Annotated in this window: 20 protein-coding genes; 13 read left to right on the top strand and 7 right to left on the bottom strand. The window is 66.5% G+C overall.

The features are described 5' to 3' along the window. Nucleotides 1-74 precede the first annotated feature (74 nt). Nucleotides 75-1,592 (top strand): amino acid permease, encoded by a 1,518-nt coding sequence (locus tag GGC64_RS27250; protein ID WP_192725697.1) that lies wholly within the window; start codon nt 75-77, stop codon nt 1,590-1,592. Between the two features lie 34 nt (nt 1,593-1,626). On the opposite strand, the gene GGC64_RS35195 is transcribed toward GGC64_RS27250, so the two are convergent. Next, a complete protein-coding gene (locus GGC64_RS35195) occupies nt 1,627-2,958 on the bottom strand; it encodes a PGRS repeat-containing protein (protein WP_192725696.1) in 1,332 nt (443 codons plus the stop codon). A gap of 402 nt (nt 2,959-3,360) precedes the next feature. Here GGC64_RS35195 and dnaK point away from each other — a divergent pair, with 402 nt between their 5' ends. The 4 genes from dnaK to GGC64_RS27225 are packed head-to-tail and all read left to right on the top strand — an operon-like array spanning nt 3,361 to nt 7,436. Next, on the top strand, nt 3,361-5,226 hold the full coding sequence (gene dnaK / locus GGC64_RS27240; protein WP_192725695.1) for a molecular chaperone DnaK: 1,866 nt from the start codon (nt 3,361-3,363) through the stop codon (nt 5,224-5,226). After that, nucleotides 5,223-5,846 (top strand): nucleotide exchange factor GrpE, encoded by a 624-nt coding sequence (grpE, locus tag GGC64_RS27235; RefSeq protein ID WP_192725694.1) that lies wholly within the window; start codon nt 5,223-5,225, stop codon nt 5,844-5,846. The genes dnaK and grpE overlap by 4 nt, the downstream gene beginning before the upstream one ends. Nucleotides 5,847-5,886: 40 nt before the next feature. Then, nucleotides 5,887-7,053 (top strand): molecular chaperone DnaJ, encoded by a 1,167-nt coding sequence (gene dnaJ, locus GGC64_RS27230; RefSeq protein ID WP_192725693.1) that lies wholly within the window; start codon nt 5,887-5,889, stop codon nt 7,051-7,053. Continuing rightward, nucleotides 7,053-7,436: a heat shock protein transcriptional repressor HspR gene (locus GGC64_RS27225; protein WP_192725692.1), complete on the top strand. Its 384-nt coding sequence runs from the start codon at nt 7,053-7,055 to the stop codon at nt 7,434-7,436. The genes dnaJ and GGC64_RS27225 overlap by 1 nt, the downstream gene beginning before the upstream one ends. A gap of 170 nt (nt 7,437-7,606) precedes the next feature. Here GGC64_RS27225 and GGC64_RS27220 read toward each other — a convergent pair whose 3' ends face one another. The 3 genes from GGC64_RS27220 to GGC64_RS27210 are packed head-to-tail and all read right to left on the bottom strand — an operon-like array spanning nt 7,607 to nt 10,727. Next, nucleotides 7,607-8,509 carry an aldose 1-epimerase gene (locus GGC64_RS27220; RefSeq protein WP_192725691.1) on the bottom strand — a complete coding sequence of 301 codons (903 nt, stop codon included), beginning with the start codon at nt 8,507-8,509 and terminating at the stop codon, nt 7,607-7,609. 20 nt (nt 8,510-8,529) lie between these two features. After that, on the bottom strand, nt 8,530-9,696 hold the full coding sequence (locus tag GGC64_RS27215; protein ID WP_192725690.1) for an FAD-binding oxidoreductase: 1,167 nt from the start codon (nt 9,694-9,696) through the stop codon (nt 8,530-8,532). A gap of 11 nt (nt 9,697-9,707) precedes the next feature. Continuing rightward, the gene (locus GGC64_RS27210; protein WP_192725689.1) at nt 9,708-10,727 is read right to left on the bottom strand and encodes an ABC transporter permease; all 1,020 of its coding nucleotides are present in this window, start codon (nt 10,725-10,727) and stop codon (nt 9,708-9,710) included. 99 nt (nt 10,728-10,826) lie between these two features. Here GGC64_RS27210 and GGC64_RS27205 point away from each other — a divergent pair, with 99 nt between their 5' ends. After that, the gene (locus GGC64_RS27205) at nt 10,827-11,459 is read left to right on the top strand and encodes a TetR family transcriptional regulator (protein WP_192725688.1); all 633 of its coding nucleotides are present in this window, start codon (nt 10,827-10,829) and stop codon (nt 11,457-11,459) included. On the opposite strand, the gene GGC64_RS27200 is transcribed toward GGC64_RS27205, so the two are convergent. Together GGC64_RS27200 and GGC64_RS27195 are read right to left on the bottom strand one after the other, a co-directional pair. Next, a complete protein-coding gene (locus tag GGC64_RS27200; RefSeq protein ID WP_192725687.1) occupies nt 11,454-12,101 on the bottom strand; it encodes a GAP family protein in 648 nt (215 codons plus the stop codon). The two genes, GGC64_RS27205 and GGC64_RS27200, sit on opposite strands and share 6 nt — an antisense overlap. Then, entirely contained in the window at nt 12,101-12,493 is a 393-nt protein-coding gene (locus GGC64_RS27195) for a transcriptional regulator (protein ID WP_369434864.1), read from the bottom strand. The genes GGC64_RS27200 and GGC64_RS27195 overlap by 1 nt, the downstream gene beginning before the upstream one ends. A gap of 132 nt (nt 12,494-12,625) precedes the next feature. Between GGC64_RS27195 and clpB the strand changes: the two genes are divergently transcribed. From clpB to nhaA, 7 genes are all read left to right on the top strand, one after another. Further along, the gene (gene clpB / locus GGC64_RS27190) at nt 12,626-15,196 is read left to right on the top strand and encodes an ATP-dependent chaperone ClpB (RefSeq protein WP_192725685.1); all 2,571 of its coding nucleotides are present in this window, start codon (nt 12,626-12,628) and stop codon (nt 15,194-15,196) included. Between the two features lie 125 nt (nt 15,197-15,321). Continuing rightward, complete coding sequence (ttfA, locus tag GGC64_RS27185; protein ID WP_192725684.1) at nt 15,322-16,164, top strand: trehalose monomycolate transport factor TtfA; 843 nt, start codon at nt 15,322-15,324, stop codon at nt 16,162-16,164. 14 nt (nt 16,165-16,178) lie between these two features. Further along, nucleotides 16,179-16,955, top strand: a complete 777-nt coding sequence (locus tag GGC64_RS27180) for an SDR family oxidoreductase (RefSeq protein WP_192725683.1) — start codon at nt 16,179-16,181, stop codon at nt 16,953-16,955. An 11-nt stretch (nt 16,956-16,966) separates the two neighbouring features. After that, entirely contained in the window at nt 16,967-17,860 is an 894-nt protein-coding gene (locus GGC64_RS27175) for a hypothetical protein (RefSeq protein WP_192725682.1), read from the top strand. Continuing rightward, nucleotides 17,857-18,498 carry an RNA methyltransferase gene (locus GGC64_RS27170; protein ID WP_192725681.1) on the top strand — a complete coding sequence of 214 codons (642 nt, stop codon included), beginning with the start codon at nt 17,857-17,859 and terminating at the stop codon, nt 18,496-18,498. The genes GGC64_RS27175 and GGC64_RS27170 overlap by 4 nt, the downstream gene beginning before the upstream one ends. Before the next feature lie 15 nt (nt 18,499-18,513). Further along, nucleotides 18,514-19,620 carry a glycoside hydrolase family 76 protein gene (locus GGC64_RS27165; RefSeq protein ID WP_192725680.1) on the top strand — a complete coding sequence of 369 codons (1,107 nt, stop codon included), beginning with the start codon at nt 18,514-18,516 and terminating at the stop codon, nt 19,618-19,620. A gap of 29 nt (nt 19,621-19,649) precedes the next feature. Next, nucleotides 19,650-21,455, top strand: a complete 1,806-nt coding sequence (nhaA, locus tag GGC64_RS27160) for a Na+/H+ antiporter NhaA (RefSeq protein WP_192725951.1) — start codon at nt 19,650-19,652, stop codon at nt 21,453-21,455. On the opposite strand, the gene GGC64_RS27155 is transcribed toward nhaA, so the two are convergent. Next, a complete protein-coding gene (locus GGC64_RS27155) occupies nt 21,452-22,147 on the bottom strand; it encodes a VTT domain-containing protein (RefSeq protein WP_192725679.1) in 696 nt (231 codons plus the stop codon). The genes nhaA and GGC64_RS27155 overlap by 4 nt on opposite strands. Nucleotides 22,148-22,186 lie beyond the last annotated feature (39 nt).

Here is a 22,186-nt window from a genome sequence, read left to right as displayed (position 1 = left end):
GAGCGGTGGGATCCCCGTGGTAACCCGATTGATCCTGCGCCGCCCCAAAACTGACTAGAGCGAGGACTCGTCCGATGACAACCGCACCAAAGCAGTCTGAGTACGACAACTCCGCGCTGACGGCGGAGGACGAGGGTTACCACAAGGGCCTCAAACCCCGGCAGTTGCAGATGATTGCCATCGGCGGTGCCATCGGTACGGGACTGTTCCTCGGTGCCGGCGGCCGACTACACAACGCCGGACCCGGTCTGTTCCTGAGCTACGCCTTCTGTGGCATCTTCGTCTTCCTGATCCTGCGCGCGCTGGGCGAACTCGTACTGCACAGGCCATCGTCGGGATCCTTCGTGTCGTATGCTCGCGAATTCCTCGGCGAGAAGGCAGCGTTTGTCGCCGGTTGGATGTACTGGTTGAACTGGGCGTTCACGGCCATTGTCGACTCGACGGCGATCGCCACCTACTTCCATTACTGGAAAGCGCTGGAGGCTGTCCCGCAGTGGCTGTTCGCATTGCTAGCGCTCGCGGCCGTGGTGAGCATCAACCTCATCTCGGTCACCTTGTTCGGCGAGCTCGAGTTCTGGGCTGCAGCCATCAAAGTGCTTGCGCTGCTGACATTTCTGGTCGCCGGCACCATCTTCCTGGCGGGCCGCTACCACATCCAAGGGCAGTCAACCGGTTTCAGCGTGATCGCGAACAACGGTGGGCTCTTCCCGGCCGGACTCTTCCCGCTGGTGATCGTGATGTCCGGCGTCGTATTCGCCTACGCCGCAGTCGAACTCGTCGGAACCGCGGCCGGTGAGACCGCGCATCCGCACAAGATCATGCCGCGTGCGATCAACTCGGTGATCGCACGTATCGCCGTCTTCTACGTCGGCTCGCTGTTCCTGCTCGCGCTGCTGCTCCCGTACAACACCTATAAGCCCGGCGAGAGCCCGTTCGTCACGTTCTTCTCCAAGATCGGCGTCGAGGGCGCGGGCACGGTCATGAACATCGTCGTGCTGACCGCCGCATTCTCCAGTCTCAACGCCGGGTTGTACTCGACCGGCCGGATTTTGCGATCGATGGCAATGAACGGCAGCGCACCGAAATTCACGGCGGTGATGTCCAGCCGCGGCGTGCCGTACGGCGGAATCTTCCTGACGGCGGCCGTCGGGCTGTTCGGCGTAGTTCTCAACTTTCTGGTGCCCGGCCAGGCATTCGAGATCGTGCTCAACATCGCGGCCCTCGGCATCATCGCCTCCTGGGGCACCATCGTCATCTGCCAGATCCAGCTCTACCGCTGGTCGAAACGCGGCATCCTCGAGCGGCCGTCCTTCCGGTTGTGGGGCACCCCGTACACCGGCTATGCCACGTTGGCGTTCCTGGTTGGCGTCATCGTGCTGATGGCATTCGACCCGCCGATCGGCACCTGGACCGTCGCCGCGCTGGTCATCATCATTCCGGCACTCATCGTCGGGTGGTATGCGGTTCGGGGGCGCGTGCTGGAGGTAGCGAGGGAGCGACAAGGCTTCACCGGCCAGTTCCCCGTTGTCGCCAACCGGCCGCTGCCGCGCGACAAAGACGACAAGGACGACAAAGACCCCAAGGACGACTGACTCCGGTTGTCGCGCAGCTACTTTCGCTGATTCGTCAGGGCGCGCCAGTGCCGTTCTGACCGTTGTGGCTGTTGGCCGGGTTGCTGCCCGTTCCGGTGCCACCGATGCCGGCTGGCCCGTCACCGGCGCCGATTCCGCCATGCCCTGCGTTGCCGCCGTTGCCGCCGACGCCGGTGCCCGCGGGGGCCGACGCGTTGCCGCCGGTACCGCCTGCGCCGCCGTCCTGTCCGATGGCGTGGCTGTCACCGCCGTTGCCCCCATTGCCGCCGGTGGCAGTGCCGGTGCCGCCGACACGACCACCGCCCGCGTCGCCGCCGTTGCCGCCGCGACCGAAGGTCGCCCCTCCTGCACCGGCCGTGCCGCCGTTGCCGCCCACGGCGTTGCCGGTGTTGCTGTTGGTTCCGCCACCGCCGCCACCGTTGCCGCCGTTGCCTGCCACACCGGCAGTGCCACCGGTACCACCCCGGCCGCCCCGCGCGGTTCCCGAGCCGCTCAACGCAACTCCGCCGTGGCCGCCGTCGCCACCGTTGCCGATTGCGCCCGCCCTGCCGCCGTTGCCACCGACTCCGCCGACAGTGCCGCCCTTATCGAGGTTTTGCGCGTTGCCGCCGGTGCCACCGTTGCCGCCGTTGCCCAACAGCCGGCCCCCGTTGCCGCCGTCGCCGCCGTCCCGACCGAAAGCGGCCACGCCGTCCTTGGTGGTGAAGTCGCTGCCGTTTCCGCCGTCACCGCCATTGCCGACCAGCCCGGCATTCCCGCCGCGGCCGCCTTGCCCGCCGTTCACGCCGTCGCCGCCTCTGCCACCATTGCCGAACAACAGCCCGCCGTTGCCCCCGTTCTGTCCGGGTGCGCCGTCGGCACCGTTGCCGATCAACAGGCCGGCGTTCGGATGGTCGGCGGTGCCGTTGCTGACGAATACGGCCACCAGCGCGCCGATCGAATCAATGCCGGCAATGGACGCCGTCACCGCTGTCGACTTGCCGATGCCGCCGTGACTTCCCGGCGTCGCCGACGCAATCAGTGGCCGGACCATACGGCTACTGGCCGGGACATTGATAGTTGCGTGAAAGTGACTGGTGAACAACGTATTTCGCGCAGGCGCCACCTCCGGCTCCACGGAGACGTCGGCGGCGACGAAGCTGTTCGACAGTGTGCGGACACCGATCGCAGGCAGTTCTGCCGAGGCGGCCATCAGGTTGTTCGGCGTTGCGACAGTGGTGGCGTCGACCGCCGCAGACGTCAGCGCGAGAGGATGCACCTCCGGTGTGTGCACCCGAAGTGGCGAGTCGCTCGGCAGGCTGGTGGCGGCTGCCGCGAGTAAACCGGTCGCCAAGGCTGTCGTCATCTTCATCGCCGCATGCGCCATTGCAGGGTTTCCTTCCCGAGTGAACTACCTCCGGTCACGGCTACGCGATCCGTGTGGTTCACAGCTTGTTCAAAGCGTGATCTACATCACATCGATCCGCGGGCGACGAAATGCGTCGCCAATCGCGCTTATTGCACTGAAGGCACTTGCACCGTGCAGGCCGACGCCTGCCACAGCGATCCCGGCGTGACAGTCGGCAAAACCAGCTTGGCCATCGCACACGTGCTGCCTGCGACTTCCCACCACCAAGGCCCCGGGAACAAAAGCTGCCGACCTGCCGTTGACCACTTCGACAGTTGAGTGAATACGACTCAAGTCTGGGTTGACACGGTAGGGTCGATCGGAGCAGTCTTGAGTGCGGTGCACTCAGACCCCTAGCAGGACTATTCAGGAGGCAAAACCATGGCTCGTGCGGTCGGAATCGACCTCGGGACCACCAACTCCGTCGTCGCGGTACTTGAAGGCGGCGACCCGGTTGTGATCGCCAACTCGGAGGGCTCCCGCACCACTCCGTCGGTTGTCGCGTTCGCGCGCAACGGCGAGGTGCTGGTCGGACAACCCGCCAAGAACCAGGCGGTGACCAACGTCGACCGCACCATCCGGTCGGTCAAGCGTGAAATGGGCACCGACTGGTCCATTGAGATCGACGGCAAGAAGTACACCGCGCAGGAGATCAGCGCGCGCGTGCTGATGAAGCTGAAGCGCGACGCCGAGAGCTACCTCGGTGAGGACATCACCGACGCGGTGATCACCGTCCCCGCGTACTTCAACGACGCCCAGCGTCAGGCCACCAAGGAAGCCGGCCAGATCGCCGGGCTCAACGTGCTGCGCATCGTCAACGAACCGACCGCCGCGGCGCTGGCCTACGGGCTGGACAAGGGCGAGAAGGAACAGACCATCCTGGTCTTCGACCTCGGTGGCGGCACCTTCGACGTCTCGCTGCTCGAAATCGGTGAGGGTGTCGTCGAGGTCCGCGCGACCTCGGGTGACAACCACCTCGGCGGCGACGACTGGGATCAGCGCATCGTCGACTGGCTCGTCGAAAAGTTCAAGGGCACCAGCGGCATTGACCTGACCAAGGACAAGATGGCCATGCAGCGGCTGCGTGAGGCCGCCGAGAAGGCCAAGATCGAACTGTCGAGCTCGCAGAGCACGTCGATCAACCTGCCCTACATCACCGTCGATGCGGACAAGAACCCGTTGTTCCTCGACGAGCAGCTGACGCGCGCCGAATTCCAGCGCATCACACAGGATCTGCTGGACCGCACGCGCAAGCCGTTCCAGTCGGTGATCGCCGACACCGGAATCTCGGTGGCCGACATCGACCATGTCGTGCTCGTCGGCGGTTCGACGCGTATGCCCGCTGTCTCCGACCTTGTCAAGGAGATGACCGGCGGCAAGGAGCCCAACAAGGGCGTCAACCCGGATGAGGTTGTCGCGGTGGGCGCCGCGCTGCAGGCCGGTGTGCTCAAGGGTGAGGTGAAAGACGTTCTGCTGCTTGACGTCACGCCGCTGTCCCTCGGCATCGAAACCAAGGGCGGCGTGATGACCAAGCTGATCGAACGCAACACCACGATCCCGACCAAGCGGTCGGAGACCTTCACCACTGCCGACGACAATCAGCCGTCGGTGCAGATCCAGGTCTATCAAGGTGAGCGTGAAATCGCTTCGCACAACAAGCTGCTCGGCAGCTTCGAGCTGACCGGTATCCCGCCGGCTCCGCGCGGTGTGCCGCAGATCGAGGTCACCTTCGACATCGACGCCAACGGCATCGTGCACGTCACCGCCAAGGACAAGGGCACCGGCAAGGAGAACACGATCCGAATCCAGGAGGGCTCCGGCCTTTCCAAGGAGGAGATCGACCGGATGATCAAGGATGCCGAGGCGCACGCCGACGAGGATCGGAAGCGTCGCGAGGAGGCCGACGTCCGCAACCAGGCCGAGTCGCTGGTCTACCAGACGGAGAAGTTCGTCAAGGAACAGCGCGAAGCCGAAGGCGGAAGCAAGGTTCCCGAGGACACCTTGACCAAGGTGGACAGTGCCATCGCAGAAGCGAAGTCAGCGCTCGAAGGCACCGACATCTCGGCGATCAAGTCCGCGATGGAGAAGTTGGGTGTCGAGTCGCAGGCACTGGGACAGGCCATCTACGAGGCCACCCAAGCCGACCAGGGCGCCGGTGGCGCAGGGTCTGACGCCGGTTCGGCCGGGCCTTCGCAGGACGACGTCGTGGACGCCGAGGTTGTCGAAGATGACCGGGAGAACAAGTGAGCCAGAACGATTCGCACGAGCCGGTGACTGTCACCGACAAACGGCGTATCGATCCCGAGACTGGCGAAATTCGTGAAGCCGCTACCGGCCCGGCCCCCAGTGGGCCGGCGCCGGCGGCGGAGGGATCGACGTCCGAAGAAGTCACCGAGCTGAAATCCACCCTGCAGCGGGTGAAGGCGGAGTACGACAACTACCGCAAGCGCGCGTTGCGTGATCAGCAGTTGGCCGCCGAGCGGACCAAGGTCGCCGTCGTCACCCAACTGCTGCCGGTGCTCGACGACCTCGATCGCGCCCGCAGCCACGGGGACCTCGAGTCCGGCCCGTTGAAGTCGGTCGCCGACAAGCTCGCGACCGCGCTTGAGGGGCTTGGGCTTTCCGGCTTCGGCGACGAGGGCGACGAATTCGACCCGGCACTGCATGAGGCCGTTCAGCACGAGGGCGAGGGGACCCATCCCATCGTCGGCTCGGTGATGCGCCGCGGTTACAAGGTCGGCGACCAGGTGGTCCGCCATGCCCTCGTCGGTGTGGTCGACACGGTTCCGGACGTCGAGGAAGCCGGCGGCGGCCAAGACACGCCCGATAACGGCGACGAGCCGACCGATCAGGCCGCAGAATCGTAAGAACAATTACTACTGAGAACAGGTAAGGAGGTGACGCGGTATGGCCCAACGAGAATGGGTCGAGAAGGACTTCTACAAGGAGCTCGGCGTCTCCTCTGAGGCCAGCGCCGACGAGATCAAGCGGGCGTACCGGAAGTTGGCCCGCGATCTACATCCCGACACCAACTCCGATCCGAGCGCCGCAGAGAGATTCAAGGCGGTGTCCGAAGCCCACAGCGTGCTGTCGGATCCGGCCAAGCGCAAGGAGTACGACGAAACCCGACGGCTGTTCGCAGGCGGCGGATTCGGCCGGGGCCGCTTCTCCGGCGGGAACTTCGGCGGATTCGGCGGCGACGGGGCCGAGTTCAACCTGAACGACTTGTTCGACGCGGCCGGGCAGACCGGCGGCGCGAACATCGGTGACCTGTTCGGCGGACTGTTCGGTCGCGGCGCGCAGCCTCGGCCCAGTCGGCCGCGGCGCGGCAACGATCTGGAGACCGAGACCGAGCTGTCGTTCATGGAGGCCACCAAGGGTGTGGCGATGCCGCTGCGGCTCACCAGCCCGGCGCCGTGCACGAATTGCCATGGCAGCGGGGCGCGTCCGGGCACCAGCCCGAAGGTGTGCCCGAACTGCAACGGGTCCGGCGTCGTCAGCCGCAACCAGGGCGCGTTCGGGTTCTCCGAACCGTGCACCGAATGCCGGGGCAGTGGGTCGATAATCGAGCATCCCTGCTCGGAGTGCCAAGGCACCGGGGTGACCACCCGTACCCGCACCATCAACGTGCGGATTCCGCCGGGCGTCGAGGACGGCCAACGGATCCGGTTGGCGGGGCAGGGCGAGGCTGGTCTGCGTGGGGCGCCTTCGGGCGACCTGTATGTGACCGTTCATGTCAGGCCGGACAAGGTGTTTGGTCGTGACGGTGATGACCTGACGGTTTCCGTTCCCGTCGCATTCCATGAGTTGGCGCTTGGCACAACGCTTTCGGTGCCGACGCTGGAAGGCAAGGTCGGTGTTCGGGTGCCCAAGGGCACATCCGACGGGCGCATCCTTCGGGTGCGTGGACGTGGGGTGCCGAAGCGCTCCGGTGGGCACGGCGACTTGCTCGTCACAGTCAAGGTCGCGGTGCCGCCGAACCTCGAAGGGGAAGCGGCCGAGGCGCTGGAGGCCTACGCGAAAGCCGAGCGCGCCAGTGGATTTGACCCGCGCGCCGGATGGGCAGGTGCGTGATGGCATCCAAGCGCAGCGACGAAGCCCGTACGTTTCTGATTTCGGTGGCCGCCGAGCTGGCCGGCATGCATGCGCAAACGCTGCGCACGTACGACCGGCTCGGCCTGGTCAGCCCGCAACGCAGTTCGGGAGGCGGGCGCCGCTACTCCCAGCACGACGTCGATCTGCTGCGCGAGGTGCAGCGACTGTCACAGGACGAGGGCGTGAACCTCGCCGGTATCAAGCGCATCATCGAGCTGACGAACCAGGTCGAGGCGCTGCAGTCGCGGATTCGCGAAATGTCCCAGGAGCTAGAGGAATTGCGGGCGCGCCAGCGTCGCGATGTCGCGGTGGTGCCGAAGAGCACAGCGGTCGTCGTCTGGCAGCCGCGCAACAAACGCTAGGGCGGCACACGGTTCTCGGTGACTACCGATGTGCCCGCCTCGTAGCGACAACCCGCTGACCTGCGGTTCGCTCGGAATTTGTCGCTGATTCGACTCACGCCGATAAGACGCTGAACTGCGCAAACGCCATTGTCGCTACGAGCCGGGCAACTCGCATCCCGGCCGGGCCTTCAGTCCACTTTGATCGAGAACACCGTGGTGTCCGGCTCATTCGGCTGCGCGCTGCGGTAGCCGCCGCTTCGCAAAGCATCCGTCGGCGCGGTCATCGGCTCGAAGCAGATGACCGTCTCGCCCGCCGGCGCGAACACCTGTGCCGCCGGGTAACCCCGCTCAAAGCACACCTCGAGCCGACGCGCGCCGCCGGAGACCGCGAACACTGCGCCCTCGGACACCTGATCGAAACCGTCGTCAAACAGCTTGTCGCCCAACGGCTCTGCAACAGCTGGGCTTTCGGACACCGCGCCGTTGGGAATGCCGGTGTCGTCGAGTATCAGGTGACGCATCGTGGGCATCTCGACCTGCCACTCGGCTCTCGGCACATCGGCCAGTTGCAGGTATGGGTGATACCCGTAGGCCAGCGGCACGGCCTTGTCCGCGGTAGGCGTCACCGTCGTGCTGACCGTCAGCGTCCGTGCAGACAGCTCAACGGCCACCTCGAGCAGATGCGGGAACGGGAAGCTGGCAAGCAGTTCGTCGTGCGCACCGAAATCCAATACAGCCGTGAGCTTCTGCTCGGAGACCTCTTGTGTCCGCCATCCGGGATACGCCGCCAGCAGACCGTGAATCGGTAAGCCATTGTTGTCGACGCGCACACCGTAGGCGTCCGGCGCGAGCGTCACCGTCTCGCCGTTGACGTCATATGTCCTGGCGCTCAACCGGTTTGCCCACGGATACAACAGCGGAATCCCCATCGTCTTGCCCGCCGACACATAGGCGTCCAGTCCGCGGCGCTGGCCGAGCAGTTCGACGCCGTCGTCCTTCAGCGACGTGCCGATCATGCCTGCGCCGGGCACATAGGTCGCAGACAACGACGACGACGGGTCACGCAGTGTGACGGTCTCGAACTCCGGCATGGTTGCCGATCCTGCCACGCCTAGCTGGCGAGTGGATCGTGTTGTATGCGCTCAACCGGTGTGCCCTTGGCGACCAGTGCAGCCTTGGTGGCCTCCACCATCGCGGGCCCACCGCAGATTAGGATCTGCCGGTCGCCCCAGCCGCCGTAGCGCGTCACCACATCCGGCAGCAGGCCGGCCTGTCGCACATGCAGACCGCGCGGCGGTTCGACGTCGGGATAGTCGGCGGCCCACGGCGGATCGGTGTTGAACTCCGACACCGGCGTCACCGACAGCCACGGGTTCGTCGACGCGATCTGCCACAGCGTGCGCAGGTCGTAGAGCTCGCTGGGATAGCGGGCGCCGAAGAACAGGTGCACCCGCGGGTTCTCGCCGTAGCGGGTGAGGTCCATGATCAGGGTGCGCAACGGCGCAAGGCCCGTGCTGCCCGCGACCATCAGCACATCACCACCGTCCCTGTCGATGTGCATGCCCCCGTGCGGGTTGGACAACCGCCAGCGGTCGCCCGGTTTGGTCTCGCCGACGATCGCGGTGCTCACCATGCCACCGGTGACCGAGCGGATGTGGAACTCGATGGCGCCGCCGCGGTCTGCCGGGATCGCCGGGCTCAGGTAGCGCCAGCGTCGCGGCCACTGCGGCACTTGGACCGTGACGTACTGGCCGGGGTGGTAGTACAGCGGCTGATCCAGCTGCAACCGGACCACCGACACGTCACGGGTGATCCGCAGGTGCTCGATGACGGTGCCGTCGCGGAAGGGTGGTCCGTTCTCGGCGTCGGCCGCGCCGCGCATCACCCCGGTGATCAGCGTGACGGCGTCTTGGGCGGCGCCTGCGAGCCTGTCGTCCCAACTCTCGATCAAGTGACTGCGCAACGTCGTCAACAACGCGTCCTGCATGCTGTCGTAATGCCGTTGCGAGACACCGTATTTGCGGTGGTCGCGGCCCAGCTGCGCGAGGAAGGCCACCGGCTCCTCGGCGCGCTGGGCGATCAACTCGGAGAACAACCACGTGATCGCCGTGGCGAACGCTGCGCGCTGTGCGGCCATATCGGGTGGGAAGAGGTCGCGCGCCGAGGTGTCGATCGCGAACCAGCGGGTGTAGAACCGGCGGATCAGTGGATCGGAACCCAGCGCAGGATCGACGGCGTTGCGCAGCAGCAGCAGCGCGTCACGGTCCTCGAGTCCCACGCCGCCCGAGTTTAGGCGCGCTCCGAGGAGCGCTGGCGAGCAGCGGCGAGCACGATCAGCCCGATACCGGCAACGGTCCAGCAGGTCAGCACCGCGATCGCGGTGGTCGCGCCTGCGCCGTCGAAGAAGGCGGTCGACCGCAGCAACGTAGCCGTCGCACCCTGCGGTAACCACTGGCCGACGGTGCCCCACCCGCTCGGCAGCATTTCGGGCGCACTGGTCAGCCCCGACAGCGGGTTGCCCAACAGCAGGGCCAACAATGCGCCGACGGCAAGGCCGACGCGGCCGAACACCGAGCCCAGGCCCAGCATCGACAGCCCCGCAGCCAGCAGGCCCAGCGTGAGGCCGGCCGCGACACCCCAGATGCTCTGGTTGATCGAGCCGAATACATACCGCAGCAGCGCCGCGATCGTGACACCTGCCCCTGCGGCGAACACCACCGCGGCGACGAAGCGGGTCCACACCTCACGCTTGAGGAACAGCACCAGCGCGACGGCGGGTAGCAGGCCGCCCAATGTGATCGGCAGCGCCGAGGCGGCCAGGCCTGCGCCGCGCGGGTCATTCGCGGTCGGCGGCGCGAGGTCCTCGGTGCGCAGTGGCACGCGCGCTTGTTGCGCGATGCCGTTGCCCATCTGCGTCAGCAGCTGCGCGACCACCGGGCTGCCGCCCGTGGCGATCAACAGACTCCGACCGTCCGGGCCGAACGAAATGCCGCCGTACACATCGCGATTGCGGATCGCGTCGCGCAGCGCCGCCTCACCGGGGTAGTAGGTGATGGCGAACGCACCGGGAGCGTGTTGCTCGAGCATGTCGGCCACTTGGCCGCTGGCGGCTTGAGGGCCCGCCGCACCGATCGGGATGTGGTGCGGCTTGGAGCGGGCGGCAGGCAACGCGAACGCGATCGCGAGGATCGCCAGCGCGACGATGAGCGCGGCGATGATCCCGGTGGCACGAATCGCGGCCGGTGGCTCGTGGACGGGTGACGCGTGGTGGGTGTGCTCTACCGGCGTGCCCAGCGGTGTCCCAGTCATGGTGAGTCCTTTTCATCCGGTGTTGAATTAATCGCTGTGTGTGAGGGTAGCTCTGTAGTGGATGAATTTCAACAGCCATTGAAATGCTACTGTCGAGACATGCCGCTACCAGCGAAGACGACGAAGCGCAGGGGCCGGCGCCAGGGCGAACCGGTGTCCCGCGACGCGGTGCTGGCGGCGGCAAAGCAGCGTTTCGCCAGCGAAGGTTTCGAAAGAACCACCCTGCGCGCCATCGCCCAGGACGCCCACGTCGACCCGTCGATGGTGCTGTATCTGTTCGGGTCGAAGGAGGCGCTGTTTCGCGAGTCCCTGCGCTTGATCCTCGACCCCGACGCGCTGGTGGCCGCACTCACCGGAGACGACGACCCCGATATCGGCACCCGGATGGTGCGCACATATCTGCGGATCTGGGAGACGCCGGACAGCGCGGCAAGCATGCGGGCGATGTTGCAGTCGGCGACGTCGAACTCCGACGCACACGACGCGTTCCGGGGCTTCGTGCAGGACTACGTGCTGACGTCGGTGTCGGGGGTATTGGGCGGCGACGAGCATGCCAAGCTGCGGGCAATGCTGGCGGCCAGTCAACTGGTCGGAACGGCCATGCTGCGCTACATCATCGAGGTGCCGCCGCTGTCGACGCTGTCGGCCGACGAGGTGGTGGCGCTGATCGCGCCGACGGTGACGCGGTACTTGACGGCCGACGCCGCCGAGCTCAAGCTCCCCGAGCTATAACCCGTGAATTCCCTTGTACAGCACCAGAAGACCGATCACGACCAAGATGGCGGCGACGAGTGCGGCATGCTGCTGTTCCATCCAGTCCTTGAGGCGGCGCAGCGGCTCGTCGAGCCGGTCACCGGACACCGCGTAGGCAAGGATCGGAATCGCCACCGTCGACCCGGCGATCACCACGTACCACACGACGCCGGCCCACACGTGTGTGCTGCCGAGCCCCGCCGTGCCGATCGCGAAACCCGCTGCGGCGCACATGAATAACACCTTGGGGTTGACGACGGTCAGCGCTGCCGCGGCGAGTCCTGCCCGCAGCGGGTTCAGCTTGCCTAGGCTCTGCATCCAGCCCGGCGTATGCGCGGCCCGTTTGCGGGTCAGCCAGCGGTAGCCGCCGAACACGATCAGCGCGGCGCCGACCACCACGCGCACCCACGACGCCCATGCGGGTGGCTTGTTGAGATCGGTTAGCAGACTTGAGATCTCGAGGAACACCACGGTAAGCGCGGCCAGGCCGATGAGCCAGCCGGCCAAGAAGGACAGCCCCGTTGGTCGCGGCCGCGGGGTGTGCAACACCAACACCGCGGGAATGATCGACAGCGGCGAGAGTGCGACGACCAACGCCAGCGGGATGAGTTCGGTGAGCACTATATGTATTGACCGGCCTGGTAGCGGCAGGCCTTCCAATCGGCGCCGTCGCGACGGAATTCCACGTCGAAGGTCTTGGCGTCCGCACGGTTGGCGGCCTGGAAGCGAACGTTGGCCACCGCGTCCACACCGGTCACCCGAACCGAATTGATGGTGATCTGCGTGGGCCCGTCGGATTTGCGACTCGCATACCAACCCGACTCGAAGCCCGCGGCCTTGCGCATGTCGTCACACAGATGTGCGGCGAACCCGGTGAAGTCGGTCCGGTTGTAGGAGCCATTCATGCCGTCGAGGACCGCGCGGACCTGGTCCTCGTCGGTGTTTGCTTGGGCAGGCGCGGGCGAGAGGAGGGCCAAGCCCGCGACGACCGCGGGCAGGACTACGCGACGCACCGACCAAGCCTGACCCATTACTTGCCGAGTACTGGCGCGGCACGCCGAAAAAAGTCAGACTTGAGCGGAACAGACTCAACCTTGACGACGTTGAACTTCGCGAGAAGCATTTTCTAGACGAATGGAGGTGTCGTGGACTCGTTCAACCCGACGACCAAGACCCAGGCGGCGCTGACCGCGGCGTTGCAGGCGGCCACCGCCGCAGGCAACCCGCAGATCACGCCCGCCCACTTATTGATGGCACTGCTCACCCAGAACGATGGCATTGCCGCCCCGCTGTTGGAGGCCGTCGGCGTCGAACCCGCGACTATCCGTGCCGAGACGCAACGGCTCCTCGACCGGCTGCCCAGCGCCAGCGGCGCTGCCTCGCAGCCGCAGCTGAGCCCGCAGTCGCTGGCCGCGATCACCGCGGCCCAGCATCTCGCCACCGAGATGGACGACGAGTACGTCTCGACCGAGCACTTGATGGTCGGCCTGGCCGGAGGCTTGGGCGGCTCGGCCGCCGCTGGCGAATCCGACGTCGCCAAGCTGTTGACCGGACACGGTGCCTCACCGCAAGCGCTGCGTGAGGCGTTCGTCAAGGTGCGCGGCAGCGCCCGCGTCACCAGCCCCGACCCCGAGGGCAGCTACCAGGCGTTGGAGAAGTACTCCACGAACCTGACCGAGCGCGCCAGGGAAGGCAAGCTCGACCCGGTTATCGGGCGCGACAACGAGATTCGTCGCGTCGTGCAGGTGCTCTCGAGGCGCACCAAGAACAACCCGGTGCTGATCGGCGAGCCCGGCGTCGGCAAGACCGCGATCGTCGAGGGCCTGGCCCAGCGCATCGTCGCGGGCGACGTGCCGGAGAGCCTGCGCGACAAGTCCGTCGTCTCCCTGGACCTCGGCTCGATGGTCGCAGGCGCGAAGTACCGCGGTGAGTTCGAGGAACGGCTCAAGGCCGTGCTCGACGACATCAAGAACTCCGCGGGGCAGATCATCACGTTCATCGACGAGCTGCACACCATCGTCGGCGCGGGAGCGACCGGCGAGGGCGCGATGGACGCGGGCAACATGATCAAGCCGATGCTGGCCCGCGGTGAGCTGCGCCTGGTCGGTGCGACCACGCTCGACGAGTACCGCAAGTACATCGAAAAGGACGCCGCGCTCGAACGCCGCTTCCAGCAGGTGTTCGTCGGCGAGCCGTCGGTGGAAGACACCGTCGGCATCCTGCGCGGGCTCAAGGACCGCTACGAGGTGCACCACGGCGTGCGCATCACCGACTCGGCGCTGGTCGCGGCGGCCACGCTGTCCGATCGCTACATCACCGCGCGGTTCCTGCCGGACAAGGCGATCGACCTGGTCGACGAGGCCGCTTCCCGGCTCCGCATGGAGATCGACTCCCGGCCCGTCGAGATCGACGAGGTCGAGCGGCTGGTCCGTCGCCTCGAGATCGAGGAGATGGCGCTGGCCAAGGAGGAGGACGCGGCATCGAAGGAACGGCTCGAGAAGCTGCGCGCCGAACTGGCCGACCAGAAGGAGAAGCTGGCCGAGCTGACCACCCGCTGGCAGAACGAGAAGAGCGCCATCGACGTGGTCCGCGAGCTCAAGGAACAGCTGGAGACGTTGCGCGGCGAGGCCGACAGGGCAGAACGCGACGGCGATCTGGCCAAGGCGTCGGAACTGCGGTATGGCCGCATCCCCGAGGTCGAGAAGAAGCTCGACGCGGCGCTGCCGCACGCCGAGGCCCGCGAGGACGTCATGCTCAAGGAAGAGGTCGGGCCCGACGACATCGCCGACGTGGTGTCGGCGTGGACCGGCATTCCGGCCGGCCGGATGCTCGAGGGCGAAACCGCCAAGCTGCTGCGGATGGAAGACGAGCTGGGCAAGCGCGTCATCGGGCAGCGCAAGGCCGTGCAGGCCGTGTCCGATGCGGTGCGGCGCAGCCGTGCCGGGGTGGCCGATCCGAACCGGCCGACGGGCTCGTTCATGTTCCTCGGCCCGACGGGCGTCGGTAAGACCGAGCTGGCCAAGGCGCTGGCGGAGTTCCTGTTCGACGACGAACGCGCCATGGTCCGCATCGACATGAGCGAGTACGGCGAAAAGCACTCCGTCGCCCGACTCGTCGGTGCGCCTCCCGGCTACATCGGCTACGACCAGGGCGGTCAGCTGACCGAAGCGGTGCGACGGCGGCCCTACACGGTGATCCTGTTCGACGAGATCGAAAAGGCCCATCCCGACGTGTTCGACGTGCTGTTGCAGGTACTCGACGAAGGCAGGCTGACCGACGGCCAGGGCCGCACGGTCGACTTCCGCAACACGATCCTGATCCTGACGTCCAACCTGGGTTCAGGCGGGACCGAAGAGCAGGTGATGGCCGCGGTGCGCTCGGCATTCAAGCCCGAGTTCATCAACCGGCTCGACGACGTGATCATCTTCGCCGGCCTCGAGCCCGGTGAGCTGGTGGCCATCGTCGACATCCAGTTGGCGCAGCTGCAGAAGCGGCTGGCACAGCGGCGGCTCACGCTGGAGGTTTCACTGCCCGCCAAGCAGTGGCTGGCCCAGCGCGGGTTCGACCCGATCTACGGCGCCCGTCCGCTGCGCAGGCTGATCCAGCAGGCAATCGGCGACCAGCTCGCCAAGATGTTGCTGGCCGGTGAGGTGCACGACGGCGACGTGGTGCCTGTCAACGTCAGCGCGGACGGGAACTCACTGGTCCTGGGCTGACACCGATACGCAAAGGCCCCGCACGCTTCGGCGTGTCGGGGCTTTTTGCGAAAGCCGGCGCTGATATGGGGTTGTGATCCTGTTGAGTTCGGGAATACCAGGACCTAACAGATAGGCTTGGTGCAATGGTCCCGCTCTGGTTCACGCTGTCTGCACTCTGTTTCGTGGGTGCGGCCGTGCTGCTGTACGTCGACATCGACCGTCGACGCGGCCTGGGCCGCCGCCGCAAGTCCTGGGCGAAGTCGCACGGGTTCGACTACGAGCACGAATCGCACGACATCCTCAAGCGCTGGAAGCGCGGTGTGATGTCCACTGTCGGCGACATCAGCGCCAAGAACGTCGTGCTCGGGCAGATCCGCGGCGAGGCGGTGTTCATCTTCGACCTCGAGGACGTCGCGACAGTGATCGCGCTGCACCGCAAGGTCGGCACCAACGTCGTCGTCGACCTGCGGCTGAAGGGCATAAAGGAGCCGCGCGAGAACGACATCTGGCTGCTCGGCGCGATCGGCCCGCGGATGGTGTACTCCACCAACCTCGATGCGGCCCGCCGCGCCTGCGACCGGCGGATGGTGACCTTCGCCCACACCGCGCCCGATTGCGCGGAAATCATGTGGAACGAACAGAACTGGACGCTGGTGTCGATGCCGGTTACCAGCACGCGCGCGCAGTGGGACGAAGGCCTGCGCACCGTGCGCCAGTTCAACGACCTGCTGCGGGTGCTGCCACCGATCCCGCAGACCACCACGGGTCAGCCCGTCGCGCGCCGTAGCGGTTCGCCGAGCAGGCCGCTGACGCCGGCGCCTGGACGCGCTGAATCTCTTCCGCCGGGCCGCGCTGATGTCCTCCCGCCGTCGCGCCCCGAAGCGGGCCGCTACGCCGCACGCCCCGAGGCCGGTCGCGCCGAAGGTGTGCGGCGTCCGCCGCCACCCTCGCGTAATGGTCGGCAGTCTCCGCACTACCAGCGGTAAGTAATGTCTAGGGCATGTCTCGCCCCGTCGCACTGATCACTGGACCCACGTCCGGGCTCGGCGCGGGGTTCGCCCGCCGCTACGCCATCGACGGCTACGACCTCGTGCTGGTCGCTCGCGATGCCGAGCGGCTGGAGTGCCTCGCCGCCGAACTGCATGACGAGGCAGGCGCCGGCGTCGAGGTGCTCGTCGCCGACCTGTCTCAGGAAGCCGACCGCGCCAAGGTGGCCGATCGGCTGGCCGCAGGGGTGCGGGTTCTGGTCAACAACGCGGGATTCGGTACCTCAGGCGAATTCTGGACCGCGGACTACGCGAAGCTGCAAGCCCAGCTCGACGTCAACGTCACCGCGGTGATGCAGCTGACGCACGCTGCGCTGCCTCCCATGCTGGCAGCCAACGAGGGCACCGTGATCAACGTCGCCAGTGTCGCTGGGCTGCTGCCGGGCCGCGGTTCGACGTACTCGGCGTCCAAGGCGTGGGTGATCGCGTTCTCCGAGGGGCTGGCCAATGGCCTCACCGAAACGGCGGTCGGGGTGCACGCGCTGTGTCCTGGCTTCGTGCACACCGAGTTTCATGCGCGCGCGGGCATCGAGATGAGCGGCACGCCGTCGTTCCTGTGGCTCGAGGTCGACGACGTGGTCCGCGAATGCATGGCCGACGTCGCGAAGGGCAAGGTCGTCATCGTGCCGGGTCTGCAGTACAAGGCGCTCACCACCGGCGGCCGGGTGATTCCGCGAAACCTGTTGCGGGCCATGACGAAAGTCGTCGGCAAGGGCCGGAACAGAACTTGAGCCGCACGTAAATGCGCGCACTCATCGCCATGATGGCGGCGATCGTCATGGTCGCCTCGGCATGCTCTGGCGACGACGCCAGACCCGCGCCCTATGCCACGCAGGCTGCGGCCATCGGTCAGTCGCTTTCGGTGCTCGGTTGGAACATCTCGGTGTCGAATCTGCGGTTCGACGCCGACAATGTCCTCATCGACGTCGACGCCTCAGCGGCGAAGAAGGATGCGCCGCACACCAAACCCGAGGACATCCGATTCGGCCTGTACGGCGCGTTGGCGCATCCGGTCGAGGCCAACGCGCTCGGCGGCTGTAAAGACGTGACAAGCCTTGCGGTACAACCATTGTCGGCTCCGAATCCGGACCGGATGACCGGCACGGTGTGCCTGGGCCCGCAGCGCGACCAGTCCCAGGTCCGCGGTGTCTACGTGTACTCGCCGCGCGAGCGGATCCCCGACACGGCTGCGGCCTACCCCGCCGCGTTCCCCATCGGCCTGCTGCCAACCAACGAGAACGACGCCGGGCTGGTGCTGAAGACGTCGAGCCTCGACGCCTTCCGAGCCGACGGTGACCAGCTCGACCCGTCGGCCATCGGTGACCCAAACGCGTTCTCCGGCAACGGTTACATGCTGCTGGGCCTCGAAATCGACGGTCTGGCAGCGCGATACCGCGACGATTCGGCACGCCGCGGTGGTCCGATGATGGTGCTGGTGGCGCCAACGCTGCCTGCCCCCGGGCTGAGCCACGCCTGCGACGTCTACGGCTCCTCGGTGCTCGTTCTGCCCGACGCGTCGCGCGACGCCGTTCAGGTCCGTGTCTCGCTGTGCACGCAGGGCGACATCAACGCGGCGCTGCTGTACGCGACGGTGTCGATGGTCGGCACCCACGCCGGGCTGTGGACCACGAAATGACTGATGCGGGGCCCACCGAATGGGGCGAGTCGCCCGGCGTCGGCCCATGGCAGGGCCCGCTCCCCGACGATCCGCGTTACGACCCCGCGCTGTTGCGCGAAGGCGACACGCGCAACGTCGTTGACGCATACCGGTACTGGACGCGCGACGCGATCATCGCCGACATCGACAAGCGCAGGCACCCGCTGCACATCGCGATCGAGAACTTCGGCAACGACGCGAACATCGGCGCCGTGGTGCGCACGGCCAACGCGTTCGCCGTCGACACCGTGCACATTGTCGGCAGGCGACGCTGGAACCGGCGCGGCGCCATGGTCACCGATCGCTATCAACGCCTGTCGCACCACGACACCACCGCCGAGCTGTTGAGTTTCGCCGCGGACAACGGCCTGACCGTCGTCGCCGTCGACAATGTGCCCGGCGCGGCACGCATCGAACACACCGCGTTGCCGCGGGAATGCCTGCTGATCTTCGGCCAGGAGGGCCCTGGTATCACCGAAGAGGCGAGGGCGGGCGCAGCGGTCACGGTGTCGATCGCGCAGTTCGGATCGACCCGCAGCATCAACGCCGGAGTTGCTGCGGGCATCGCCATGCACACCTGGATCACTCAACATGGGGACATTTCGGCGGCCTGGTAGGGCAGGATCGACAGCATGGATCAGGTATGGGCCAACCGCGCCGCGAGCGCGGAGGCCGCGATTGCCAAGCGCCATCTGAAGCGACTGTGGAAATTGCCTGGGACCCAACTCGGTGTGGTGTCGTGGCCGCCGACGCGGCACGACGCCGAATTCCGCACATGGCACTATTGGTGGCAGGCGCATCTACTGGACTGCCTGGTCGACGCGCAGCTGCGCGACCCGCAACCCGAGCGAATCACGAAGATAACCAGGCAGATCCGGTCACATCGGTTGCGCAACAACTTCTCCTGGGTCAACAACTACTACGACGACATGGCGTGGCTGGCGCTCGCGCTGGAACGGGCAGGGCGGCTCGCGGGAGTCGAACGTCCGAATGCGCTGAAGAAACTGTCCGAGCAATTCCTCAACGCGTGGGTGCCCGAGGACGGCGGCGGCATCCCGTGGCGCAAGCAGGATCAGTTTTTCAACGCCCCTGCCAATGGACCCGCCGGGATCTTCCTGGCCCGGTACGACGACCGGCTGCGGCGTGCGCAACAGATGTCGGACTGGATCGACGAAACCCTCATCGATCCCGAGACCCACCTGGTGTTCGACGGCATCAAGGCCGGCTCACTCGTGCGCGCCCAGTACACGTACTGCCAGGGTGTGGTGATCGGGCTGGACGTCGAGTTGGCGGCGCGCACCAAAGACCCGCAGCACGCTGCGCGGGTCCACCGGCTCGTCAAGGCCGTGCGCGACAACATGACCACCGACGGGATCATCAAGGGTGCCGGCGGCGGCGACGGCGGTCTGTTCAACGGCATCCTGGCCCGCTATCTGGCGTTGACGGTCACCACGCTGCCCGGCGACTCAGCCGAAGACACCGAGTCCCGCGACATCGCCCGCACACTGGTGCTCAGCTCCGCACAAGCGGCGTGGGACAACCGCCAAAACGTCGACAACCTACCGCTGTTCGCGGCGTTCTGGGATCGGACCGCCGAATTGCCAAGGGCCGGTGGGAAATCGGCAGAGTTCATCGAGGGGGCCGTGAACGCCTCCGCGATTCCCGAGCGAGACCTGTCCGTCCAGTTGTCGGGCTGGATGCTGATGGAAGCCGCCCACGCGGTCACCGCAGACGAGTGACCACCCCGGCCGTTCCGCGGATAGTCCGGATGCTGCCTGGCCGGTTCAACCGCGATCCCAAGGCGCCAGGCACGAAGGAGAACGCCGCAGCTGCGCTCCTGCTCGCCGCGACCCTCGCGGCAATTCTGTGGGCCAATTCCCCTTGGGCGCATACCTATTGGACGTTGTTGGACACCCACGTCGGCTTCAGCTTCGGCGAGCACAGCTACGAACTGACCGTCAAGCATCTCGTCAACGACGGCCTGATGGCATTCTTCTTCTTCATCGTCGGCCTCGAAGTCACCAGTGAATTCACCATCGGTGAGCTCACCGACCGGGCGCGGGCGGCAGTGCCCGTCGTCGCAGCCATCGCGGGCCTCACCGTGCCCGCGATCATCTTCCTGCTCTTCAACCCGTCGGGAGCGAACGCGCAGGCGTGGGGAGTGGTGATCTCCACCGACACCGCGTTCCTCATCGGCGCGCTGGCCATCATCAAGCCCAAATACCCTGCCCGGCTGCGGATCTTCCTGCTGACGCTGGCCGTTGTCGACGACATCGGCGCGCTGTGCGTGATCGCATTGTTCTACTCCGATCACATCGACGTCGGTGCACTGATCGTCTCGGTCGCGTTGCTCGCCGCGATCGCGTTGGTCCGGTTTCTGCCCGCTGTGCGCGGTCCGGCCTACGCGCTGCTCGGATTCGCGCTGTGGATAGCGCTTTTCGCAGCAGGCATACACCCGACGCTGGCCGGGGTCGCGGTTGCGCTGCTCATTCCCGTCTTCACGCCCGACCGCAGGCAGGTCGAGCAGACCGTCGACATCATCCGGGCCTTTCGGCAGTCGCCCAACTCGCAGTACGCCCGCGCTGCCACCCGCGGTCTGCGCGAGTCGATTTCGATCAACGAACGGTTGCAAACCGCGGTCGGGCCCTATGTCTCGTTCGTCGTGCTGCCGCTGTTCGCGTTGGCCAACGCGGGGGTGCGACTCGACGCCGACAGCGTCACGGGCGCGCTGGGTTCGACGCTGACGTGGGGCATCATCGCGGGCCTGGTGATCGGAAAGTTCGTCGGTATCACCGGCGCGACGTGGTTCATGCAACGCACCGGACTCGGACGGCTGGCACCAGGAGGCACGCTTCGCCGGGCAGCGGGCGGTGCGGCGCTGTCCGGAATCGGTTTCACCATTTCGCTTTTCATCGTCGACATCGCGATCGCCGAACCCGCGCGGCAGGATCAGGCGCGCGTCGGCGTCCTGCTTGCCTCCGCAATCGCGTTCCTGGCCGGGTGGGCCATCTTCCGGGTCACTGACTGGCTGAGTCCGCCGGAACCGGTGGGCCTCAAGCTGATTCGGCCGGTCGACCCCGAACGCGACCACTTCCGTGGTGATCCGCACGCCCCGCTGACACTCGTGGAGTACGGCGACTACGAGTGCCCGTTCTGCAGCCGGGCCACGGGCGCAATCGACGAGGTGGCCGAGCATTTCGGCAAGCGCCTGCGCTATGTGTGGCGCCACCTGCCGCTCGAACGCGTGCATCCTCGCGCGTTCGACGCGGCCAGGGCGGCGGAGGCGGCAGGCCTGCAGGGCAAGTACTTCGAGATGGGCAAGATGCTGTTCGCGCATCAGGACGATCTGGAATGGTCGGACATCTACCGCTACGCCAACGAAATCGGCCTCGACCTCGAACGGTTCGATCAGGACGTCCGTGTGCATCCGACCAAGGTGTTGCACCGGGTGCAGGACGACGCACAGGACGCGGAGTTGATGGACCTCAACTCGACGCCGACCTTCTTCGTCAACGGCAAGCGGCACAAGGGCCCGTGGGATTCGGCGAGCCTGATCCGCGCGTTGGAGAGCTAGCTTTCGGCGGCCGGCTCGCCAGTCGTCTTCTTCGCCCGGCGCCGCTTGTACCACTCGATCAACATCGGCGTGATCGACGCGACCGCAATGAGGATGAAGATCGGTTCGAGCAGTTTCTGGATGATCTCGAACTGACCGAGGCCGTAGCCGAGCAGCGTGATGCCGACGCCCCAGAGCACGGCGCCGATCACGTTGAAGAGCGTGAAGGTGCCGTAGCTCATTCGCGCGGCGCCCGCCGTGATCGGCGCGAGGGTTCGCACGATCGGCACGAACCGGGCGAGCACGATCGCGAACGGCCCGCGCTCCTCGAAGAACGTGTGGGCCTCGTCGAGGTAGCGCTGCTTGAGCACCCGTGCGTTGGGTTTGAACATCGCGGTACCCACATAGCGGCCGATGAAGTACCCGACCTGACCGCCGAGAATCGCGGCGATCGGGATGAACACGAGCAACTGCCAGAGTTGGAAGTCGGCCTGTCCGGCGGCGGCCGTACCCGCGGCCAGCATGCCCGCCACGAACAGCAACGTGTCGCCGGGCAGCACCGGGAACAGAATCCCCGACTCGACGAACACCACCACCAGCAGCCCGACCAGGGCCCAGGCCCCGAAATAGCCGATGAGCTTGATCGGGTCCAGGAAGTCCGGCATCAGCGCCAGCTGAGTTGCGGCCGCCGATAGGGCCGGGGTGGTGTCCATGGCCACCCAAGATACCGGCGGTGCCCCGAACGGCTGCTG

The sequence above is a fragment of the Mycobacterium sp. OAS707 genome, assembly GCF_014873705.1.
GTDB lineage: Bacteria > Actinomycetota > Actinomycetes > Mycobacteriales > Mycobacteriaceae > Mycobacterium.
This window is presented reverse-complemented; position numbering and strand designations above follow the sequence as displayed.